Here is a 9,608-nt window from a genome sequence, read left to right as displayed (position 1 = left end):
AAGATTTCCGAATGGGGCAACCCACTAGATTGAAGATCTAGTACCTGTCGAATGACAAGGAGCAAACCTGCTGAACTGAAACATCTAAGTAAGCAGAGGAAGAGAAAACAAAAGTGATTCCGTAAGTAGTGGCGAGCGAACGCGGATTAGCCCAAACCAGTGTTGTTGCGGCAAGACTGGGGTTGTAGGACTTCGATATCGATTTTATAAATGAACATGAACTGTCTGGGAAGGCAGGCCGAAGGAGGTGAGAGCCCTGTAATGGTAAGTTTATTAAATTGTAGGAGTATCCTGAGTAGGGGGGGACTGGAGAAATCCCCTTTGAATCTGCCGGCACCATCCGGTAAGGCTAAATACTACCAAGAGACCGATAGTGAACGAGTACTGTGAAGGAAAGGTGAAAAGTACCCTGAGTAAGGGGGTGAAAAGACCCTGAAACCATACGCTTACAAGCGGTCGGAGCCCTTTCGTGGGGTGACGGCGTGCCTTTTGCATAATGAGCCTACGAGTTACTTTCACTGGCGAGGTTAATCACGTAGACGTGAGCAGCCGGAGCGAAAGCGAGTCTGAATAGGGCGCTTAGTCAGTGGGAGTAGACGCGAAACTTTGTGATCTACCCATGAGCAGGTTGAAGCTCCGGTAAAACGGAGTGGAGGACCGAACCAGTTTACGTTGAAAAGTATTTGGATGACTTGTGGGTAGGGGTGAAAGGCCAATCAAACTGAGAAATAGCTCGTACTCCCCGAAATGTTTTTAGGAACAGCCTCGGGGTCAAGTTTTAAGCAGGTAAAGCTACCGATAGGACTAGGGGGAGTCAAATCCTACCAAATCCTGACGAACTCTGAATGGCTTAAAATATACCCGGGAGTGAGGGTTGGGGTGCTAAGGTCCCAATCCGAGAGGGAAAGAACCCAGACCAACAGCTAAGGTCCCAAAATTTTTACTAAGTTGAACTAAGGAAGTCTGATTGCAGTGACAGCCAGGATGTTAGCTTGGAAGCAGCTATTCATTTAAAGAGTGCGTAACAGCTCACTGGTCGAGCGAGGCGGGCATCGATAATAAACGGGCATCAAGTAAAATACCGAAGCTTTGGATTATATTTATATACTGGTAGGGGAGCATTCTGATCTGCGGAGAAGGTGAAGCGACAAGCTTTGCTGGAGCGTTCAGAAAAGCAAATGTAGGCATGAGTAACGATAATGAGGGCGAGAAACCCTCACGCCGAAAGACTAAGGATTCCTCAGCTATGCTAATCAACTGAGGGTTAGTCGGGGGCTAAGGGCCTAGCGAGAGCGACAGCCTAATGCACAACAGGTTAATATTCCTGTACTTACTTAATGGGCAATTAGATGACGGAGAGAATGGGTTACCAGGTACTGACGGAATAGTGCCTTTGAGAGGCGGCAGCAATGCCAAAACGAGTGTAGCGAGTAATCTTCCAAGAAAAGTTTATGCGCATAACTGTTAAGTAACCCGTACCGTAAACCGACACAGGTGGTCGAGAAGAATATTCTAAGGCGCTCGAGTGAATCACGGCTAAGGAACTCGGCAAATTAACCCTGTAACTTCGGGATAAAGGGAGCCACGAGCAATCGTGGCCGCAGAGAAATGGCCCAGGCGACTGTTTAACAAAAACACATGGCTTTGCAAAATCGAAAGATGACGTATAAGGCCTGACACCTGCCCGGTGCTGGAAGGTTAAGGGGGGATGTTAGCTGCAAGGCGAAGCATTGAACTGAAGCCCCAGTAAACGGCGGCCGTAACTATAACGGTCCTAAGGTAGCGAAATTCCTTGTCGGGTAAGTTCCGACCTGCACGAATGGTGTAACGATCTGGGCACTGTCTCAGCCGTGAGCTCGGTGAAATTGTAGTAACGGTGAAGATGCCGTTTACCCGCAACGGGACGGAAAGACCCCATGAACCTTTACTATAGCTTAGCATTGAGTTTTGGTACTGGATGTGTAGGATAGGTGGGAGGCTGTGAGCCGGTGTCGCTAGGCATCGGGGAGCCAACGTTGAAATACCACCCTTCTTGTACTGGAATTCTAATCCGTTAAACGGAGACATTGCTTGGTGGGTAGTTTGACTGGGGTGGTCGCCTCCAAAAGAGTAACGGAGGCTTTCAAAGGTTCCCTCAGCACGCTTGGTAACCGTGCGTAGAGTGCAATAGCAAAAGGGAGCTTGACTGTGAGACCGACAAGTCGATCAGGTACGAAAGTAGGATATAGTGATCCGGTGGTTTAGTATGGAACAGCCATCGCTCAAAGGATAAAAGGTACTCTGGGGATAACAGGCTGATCTCCCCCAAGAGCTCACATCGACGGGGAGGTTTGGCACCTCGATGTCGGCTCGTCACATCCTGGGGCTGGAGAAGGTCCCAAGGGTTCGGCTGTTCGCCGATTAAAGTGGCACGCGAGCTGGGTTCAGAACGTCGTGAGACAGTTCGGTCCCTATCTGTTGTGGGCGTAGGAATATTGACAGGTTCTGACTTTAGTACGAGAGGACCGAGTTGGACTGACCGCTGGTAAATCAGTTGTTCTGCCAAGGGCATAGCTGAGTAGCCACGTCGGGACCAGATAAGCGCTGAAAGCATCTAAGTGCGAAACTGACCTGAAGATGAGTATTCCATGAAGGGTCCGTGTAGACGACACGGTTGATAGGCTACAGATGTAAAGGCAGTAATGTCAAAGTCGAGTAGTACTAATTACCCGAAAGCTTACTATTTTTAAAATAATTGAAATGCTATGACTATTTATTTTTACTCACAATATGGAAAAAGGCTAAGCCTTGCAAGATTTATGGAGCCGATAGGACGGGTGTTCACCTCTTCCCATCTCGAACAGAGAAGTTAAGCCCCGCACCGCTGATGATACTGGGATCAAACCCGGGAAAGTAAGTAAGCTCCAAGTTATTATCTCAAAGCCAATCCAGAAATGGGTTGGCTTTTTTTGTTTGGTAGAGAGAAAAGAGAAAAGAGGAAAGAGGAATGTGGAAATCCTATTACCTATTACCTATTACCTCCTACCTCTCTTCTCAAAATTCCCTTCCTAAATTAACCACAAATCCAGATTTGTTCCCATTAATGACTGGGAAACTGATTTTACAAACGATGTTATAATAGGTTACAATATCAAAGCCTAATCCATAACCATAAATCCATTTGTTTGCTAATGAACTATTATAATTCATTGTTTTTGGTTGATTCACATAAGCAAAGTCAAAAAATGCCGTTGGGTAAATCGATAAGGGTAATTGATTAAATTGTTTCCAGGGAATGAATTTGATGGGTAATATTTTGGAAAATAACTCAAATTTCAATGTATTTCTTGATAAAAAATAACTATCCCCATCAATTACATTTAATTCATATCCGCGAACTAATTCATTCCCATATCCTAATCCGCGGACATTTGAATAGGGGATGGTCTGATCTTCTTGTGTGTATTTTATTTTTACCTGATTCGTTAAGAAAAATTTATTCTTTAAATCAAAGAAATAAGCCGCTGCACCTAAAATTTCCCAATAACTGACTTCATCTTGTTTAAATAGACCATATTTGATAAATCCAATGTCTATTTTCTTTCCTCTCAATGGGTAAGCTACAAAATCTCTAAAATCATAAGAGAATTGATACCCCATTTGAAAATAGTTCTGCTCATTTGTTTTTCCTTGTAAATACTTTGGATTAAGCTTTAATATTGTATCTGCTAGAATTGAATGATTGTATTTTAATTCAATGGTTTGAAAATCATAAAACTTGAAACGTTTTCTTAAACTGATACCACCCGACCATTTTTCTCTCATATTATTATTGGCTTGAATAAATTTCAACGTATCATGTTTTGAAATATAAGCTAAACTTTTTGTAGTCTGATAATTGAGATTTAAGGCGATTCCTAAGGTTTTTTTTATGTCAGTATATGGATTTGTATAATTAAAGTCTAATCGCTCTGTAAATCCGCTTTCTGCCCGTATTTGAATCTTTTCAGACATTCCTCTGAAATTGTTATGGGTAAAATGTGCTCCATAAACTACTCGGTCGAAATTATGACCTCTTGTCCACCAATCTGTTAAATTTCTCTCTGCTAATTGAAAAACTGGATAGGCCAATATGTACCATTGTTCCAAAAATTCAAATGATATTTCCAACTTACCATTATTCGTTTGGTGATAATCTACCTTCACCCAAATAAATAAATTGGTATTCATTAATTTCCTTCGATTAAACTCTAAGCGCTTATCAATCGATTCAATTTCAATAGAATCTTTCTCCGAAATGTCTAATTCTCTACTTAATATGGAAGCTCTAGTTTTATCGTTTCCTTTGAATTGTATGCTTTCTATTTGTATCGATTGGCCAAAAGAGAAATACCCAAGGAAGCATAACCACCATGGTATTTTGATAAAAAATAGGATTTTTTTAGATAACTGCATACTCATTACTACAAGGTAATGAAATTATTTATTCCTATGATTTATTAATTAAAAATTATGCTTTCATTTTGGTTAAACCAATTTTCTAACTGATTTTGATAGCGTTTTTCTATATTCGGTCTTCTGATTTTTAGAGTAGGAGTTAGGCAATTATTTTCAATATTCCAGTCTTCAGATAAAATGATAATTTTTGAGACATATTCATACTTTTTGAAATGGATATTGATATTTTTTCTAAGTTCGTCTAGCTCTGCAATGATTTCATTAGGGCTATTTTCTTTTCCTTGAGTGTTTAAAATCAGCAATGCAATAGGTTGAGGTAAATTGATTCCGACAACACAAATTTGTTCTATCCAAGGATGCTGACTATAGTGGTTTTCTATGGGTGCAGGAGCAACATAATTGCCTTTGGAAGTCTTGAAAATATCTTTTACTCTCCCAATAATACTCAAATATCCGTCTTCATCGATATGACCTACATCACCTGTTTTTAACCATTTGCCATTAAATAAATCGGCTGTTAATTGAGGTTCTTTGTAATAACCTTTGGAAATATGTTCTCCATACATTTGAATCTCTTGATCTCCTTCATTGATTCTTATTTCACATAAACTCCAAGCTTTACCAACTGTTCCTAATTTAATTTGCTTCTTGGGCATTAATGAATTAATTCCTAAGTTTTCAGTCATTCCATAAGCTTCTTGGATCTCCATACCTAATTTTTGATACCAAATCAGTAATTCACTTGGCATAGGTGCTGCCCCAGTAATCAACAATTTGGTTTGATCCAATCCCAAAGACTTTTTGATGAATTTTTTCAAGACAGTATTCAAGATAGGTACATTTAATAATTGTGACAATCTTTTTTCACTTCCTATTTTTTGAATGATTCCTTCTTTAAATTTGGCCCAAATTCTTGGAACTGCTAAAAAGTGCGTAGGTCTTGCAGCAAGTAAATTATTTCTAAAAGTGTTTAAATTTTCTACAAAATAAATGGTGCCTCCAGCAGCTGTGGCAGCAAATTCAACAAAATTACGCTCAGCAATATGGCATAAGGGTAAGTAAGAGATAAATCGTGAATTAGGTAAGGATAAAAATGCCACTTCTTTCGCGGCATTAATCGCAAGAGGAATGGATTTAAATGGAATCATTACTCCTTTAGGTGTACCTGTTGTACCAGAAGTATAGACAATTGTAATAATATCTTCTTGATTGTATTTTGGTAAAATCTCTAATTTCTCCTCTTGAATTATTAGATCTTTCCAAAGATAGATGTCATTTTCTAAGATCTCGTCTGTTGAAATAATTATTATATTTTTTGGTATGAAATTTTTGATTTCTTGCCAATTATCTAATTTTCCAACGAATAAAATTTGACAATCGGAATGCAATAAGACTTCCTGCAACTGCTCTCCAGATAGAGTTGGGTAAAAAGGAACAGAAACAGCCCCTGCCATCATGATTGACAAGTCTGCTAAAATCCAATGGGCACAGTTTTTGGATAAAATACCCACGTGTTTTGGCCCATCTTTTAATTTGCTTTGTAAAAAATGTGCTATCTTTTTTACTTGATCCTCAGATTCAATAAAACTAAAATCGATAAATTTATCTCCAATCGGTTGTTTCAAATAGATAGAACTCGGAGTTGCTTTTGACCAATGAAGAAAGTTTTCTAATTGACTTTTATATTCTAGAATCATGAAAGAGGATTATTTTAAGATGGGAAAATAAAAATTATTTCCTTTAAATCATATGTTTTCACCTCTGTTTCTTTCTCCATTAATAGTAATCCTTGTGGATTTACTTGTATTATTTTGCCTTCAAATATTTCATTTTCGTCTTTATAAGAATGCCATTCTTGAATTCTCAATAAATTTTTGTGATAAGTTAAATCGATAACTGCAAAAGCATTGGATTGGAATAATTGATAATATTTCTCAATTCCGATTGAAATAAATTGATAGATTTCTTCCACTTCATAGCGAAATGGACTTTTTATCCATTTTTTCAGTGAATTTGCTCGAATATCTTCGAAATCCATTTGGTTGATATTTAAACCTATTCCAGCAATGGAAAAAGCCCACTTCCCTGATTGAATATTGTTTTCAATCAAAATTCCGCCAATTTTTTGATTGTCTAAATAAATGTCATTAGGCCATTTGATGCGTAAAGGAAGTTCTTCTCCAAGGGTATTTTTAGACCAATCTTGTAGACCTGTTAAAATGCCACATGCGATAGCTTTACTTAGATAAAATTGGTTTTCTAAAAGTTGAAAGGTCGGTTTTAATAAATAAGACACTAAAAGGTTTTCATTGGGCTCTGCTGCCCATGTATTTCCTCTTTGTCCTCTTCCTGCCGTTTGATGGCCCGCTATCCATGCAAATCCTTCCTCTAAATTATTTTCCAATGACTCTTCCAGAGCCAGTAAATTCGTGGAAGAACAAGTTAATAGATATTTTGACTTTTTGCCAATGAACTCTGTAGGTGCTTGATATTTGTTCAATATTTATTTGTAATTTTAGGTTTAATAGAACAAAAATAAATTTTTATTCGTTAAAGATTGAATTAAACGAATTTTAGATTAAAATAATTTATGGGGAAAAGTCCAAAAAAAGCTGCCAAAGTAGAGATATCAGAAGAAATTGTGAATTGGGTAGTAAAAGGAATGCAAGAGAAAAAAGCACAAGAAATCATGGTTTTAGATTTACGCGAAGTAAATAATGCCTTTACTGATTTTTTTGTTATTTGTTCAGGTACATCAGATACTCAAATTGATGCAATAGCAGAATCTGTTGATAAAGAAGTTTGGGAATCAGGTAAAATTCATGCTCATTCCATTGAAGGAAAAGCCAATAGAGAATGGATTTTGATGGATTATTATGATGTCATCGTTCACGTATTTTTGAAGGATAAACGTTCATTTTTTAAATTAGAGGAGCTTTGGGGTGATGCGAAGTTTACGGTAATACCTGATTAAATTTGATAATTTTAAAATATTTTCAATAAAGAAGAAACTAAAATGTTTGTAAAAAACGTTTTAAGCCCAAATCAAATATTCAATGGCAAAATTAACTAATTCTAAAGGACCCAAACGTCCATCATTGCCCCCTCGTTTACCCAAAAAACCTGTGAGTGGAATGCAAAGTTGGATGGTTGTTGGTTTAATAATTGCAATTGCGAGTATGTTTTTATTGACAAAACAGACAACCTTGCAATCGATCTCTCAAAAACAATTTGAATCCATGTTACTTCAAAAAGAAGTTTCAACTGTGACCATTGTGAATGATAAGGAGGTAGAAGTAACCTTGAAACCAAGTTTTGTATCTAAATATTTTAAGAATACTCCACAATCAATTACTTCATCAAATAAAGGGCCACATTTTGAATTTCAAGTAATTTCAAAGGAAGGGTTTGAGCGTTTCTTAGAAGATCGTCAAAAAGCATTTCCTCGAAATGAACAAATAATGGCTAATCCTGAAACAAGAACTAGCCCAATAGACTGGTTGGGAACTTGGGGATTTTTAATCCTAATGGGTTTGAGTTTTTATTTCTTGTTTTTCCGCATGGGAGGCGCAGGAGGTGGTGCTGGAGGTCAAATTTTCAATATAGGTAGGAGTCGCGCTACCTTAATCGAAGGTGAATCGAAAGTACGTGTTACTTTTAATGATGTTGCCGGATTAGATGAAGCAAAGGAAGAAATTCAAGAGATTGTTGAGTTTTTAAAGTTTCCTAAAAAATTCACTGATTTAGGGGGTAAAATTCCTAAAGGAGCCTTGTTGGTAGGCCCTCCAGGTACAGGTAAAACTTTATTGGCAAAAGCTGTAGCAGGTGAAGCGGGTGTCCCTTTTTTCTCATTATCAGGTTCTGATTTTGTTGAAATGTTTGTGGGTGTTGGTGCTGCACGTGTTCGTGATTTATTTAAACAAGCCAAAGAAAAAGCGCCTTGTATTATTTTTATTGATGAAATAGATGCCGTAGGTCGTTCAAGAGGTAGAGGTTCTATGCCAGGTGGAAATGATGAGCGTGAAAATACATTAAACTCTTTATTGGTTGAAATGGATGGATTTGCGACCGATTCAGGAATTATCATCATGGCTGCAACTAACCGCCCAGATGTATTAGATCCTGCTTTATTAAGACCAGGTCGTTTTGATCGTCAGATATCGATTGATAAACCCGATATCATTGGAAGAGAAGCTATTTTTAAGGTTCACTTGAAGCCATTAAAACTTGCTGATGATGTGGATCCAAAAGAGTTGTCCGCACAAACTCCAGGTTTTGCAGGAGCTGAAATTGCCAATGTTTGTAATGAAGCTGCTTTAATAGCTGCTCGTAGAAATAAATCAGCTGTTGATATGTCCGACTTTCAAGAAGCGATGGATCGTGTTATTGGAGGTTTAGAGAAGAAAAACAAGTTGATTTCTCCTGAAGAAAAGAAAATTGTAGCTTTTCACGAAGCAGGTCACGCCATAGCAGGTTGGTTTTTAGAACATGCTAATCCTTTGGTAAAAGTTTCTATTGTTCCTCGTGGAGTGGCTGCATTGGGATATGCTCAGTATTTACCTAAAGAGCAATTTTTGTATCGTACCGAGCAACTAATGGACGAAATGTGCGTCACTTTAGGTGGTAGAGCGGCAGAGGAAATTGTGTTTGGAAAAATTACCACAGGAGCACAAAATGACCTTGAGCGTATTACGAAATTAGCTTATTCGATGGTTACGATTTATGGTATGAATGATAAATTAGGAAATATTTCTTATTATGATTCAAAAGGTTCCGAATATCAGTTTAATAAACCTTATTCAGAGCAAACATCTAGAGAAATAGACGAAGAAGTTCGCAAGATTATCGCTGAAGCTTATAAACGTACAAAAAAGTTGTTGACAGATAAAAAAGATAAGTTGACAATTTTGGCAGAGCAGTTGTTACAAAAGGAGGTTCTTTTCCAAAGTGATTTAGAGGAATTAGTAGGACCAAGGCCATTTGAGCAATTAACATCTTATCAAGAGTTCATCAAAGGTGAAACAGAAAAGAAGCGAAAAGATGCCAAAGATGTTCGAGATTTAGCAGAAAAAGAAGAGGCTTTAAAAGCAAAGCCAAAAAGAAAACCAAAAGCTAAATCGGAAGAAACTGATAGTGATGCTCCTCCAGCAGGAGATACTTTGGCATAAATT

General features: G+C 37.8%; 5 protein-coding genes and 2 rRNA genes (1 of these 7 cut by a window edge). 4 read left to right on the top strand and 3 right to left on the bottom strand.

Annotation, left to right across the window (positions count from 1 at the left end; all coding sequences use genetic code 11):
• Together V7S79_RS03985 and rrf are read left to right on the top strand one after the other, a co-directional pair.
• Positions 1–2,724 (top strand): 23S ribosomal RNA (locus V7S79_RS03985); it begins 107 nt to the left of the window's first position.
• Positions 2,725–2,797: 73 nt separating this feature from the next.
• A 5S ribosomal RNA gene (gene rrf, locus V7S79_RS03980) occupies positions 2,798–2,909 on the top strand.
• A 124-nt stretch (positions 2,910–3,033) separates the two neighbouring features.
• On the opposite strand, the gene V7S79_RS03975 is transcribed toward rrf, so the two are convergent.
• Genes V7S79_RS03975 through V7S79_RS03965 form a run of 3 tightly spaced genes read right to left on the bottom strand, consistent with a single transcriptional unit; the run spans position 3,034 to position 6,937 of the window.
• Entirely contained in the window at positions 3,034–4,434 is a 1,401-nt protein-coding gene (locus tag V7S79_RS03975) for a BamA/TamA family outer membrane protein (protein ID WP_459489258.1), read from the bottom strand.
• Positions 4,435–4,478: 44 nt separating this feature from the next.
• Positions 4,479–6,134, bottom strand: coding sequence for an AMP-binding protein (locus tag V7S79_RS03970; protein ID WP_459489257.1), 1,656 nt, complete (start codon positions 6,132–6,134; stop codon positions 4,479–4,481).
• A gap of 14 nt (positions 6,135–6,148) precedes the next feature.
• Positions 6,149–6,937 (bottom strand): biotin--[acetyl-CoA-carboxylase] ligase, encoded by a 789-nt coding sequence (locus V7S79_RS03965; RefSeq protein WP_459489256.1) that lies wholly within the window; start codon positions 6,935–6,937, stop codon positions 6,149–6,151.
• Between the two features lie 90 nt (positions 6,938–7,027).
• Here V7S79_RS03965 and rsfS point away from each other — a divergent pair, with 90 nt between their 5' ends.
• A complete protein-coding gene (gene rsfS, locus V7S79_RS03960) occupies positions 7,028–7,411 on the top strand; it encodes a ribosome silencing factor (protein WP_459489255.1) in 384 nt (127 codons plus the stop codon).
• Positions 7,412–7,493: 82 nt separating this feature from the next.
• Positions 7,494–9,605 (top strand): ATP-dependent zinc metalloprotease FtsH, encoded by a 2,112-nt coding sequence (gene ftsH, locus V7S79_RS03955; RefSeq protein ID WP_459489254.1) that lies wholly within the window; start codon positions 7,494–7,496, stop codon positions 9,603–9,605.
• The last annotated feature ends 3 nt before the right edge of the window (positions 9,606–9,608 follow it).

It is taken from the genome of Aquirufa sp. ROCK-SH2, from assembly GCF_054558315.1.
Note: the sequence above shows the minus strand (reverse complement) of the source record. Positions and strands in the feature narration are given on the sequence as shown.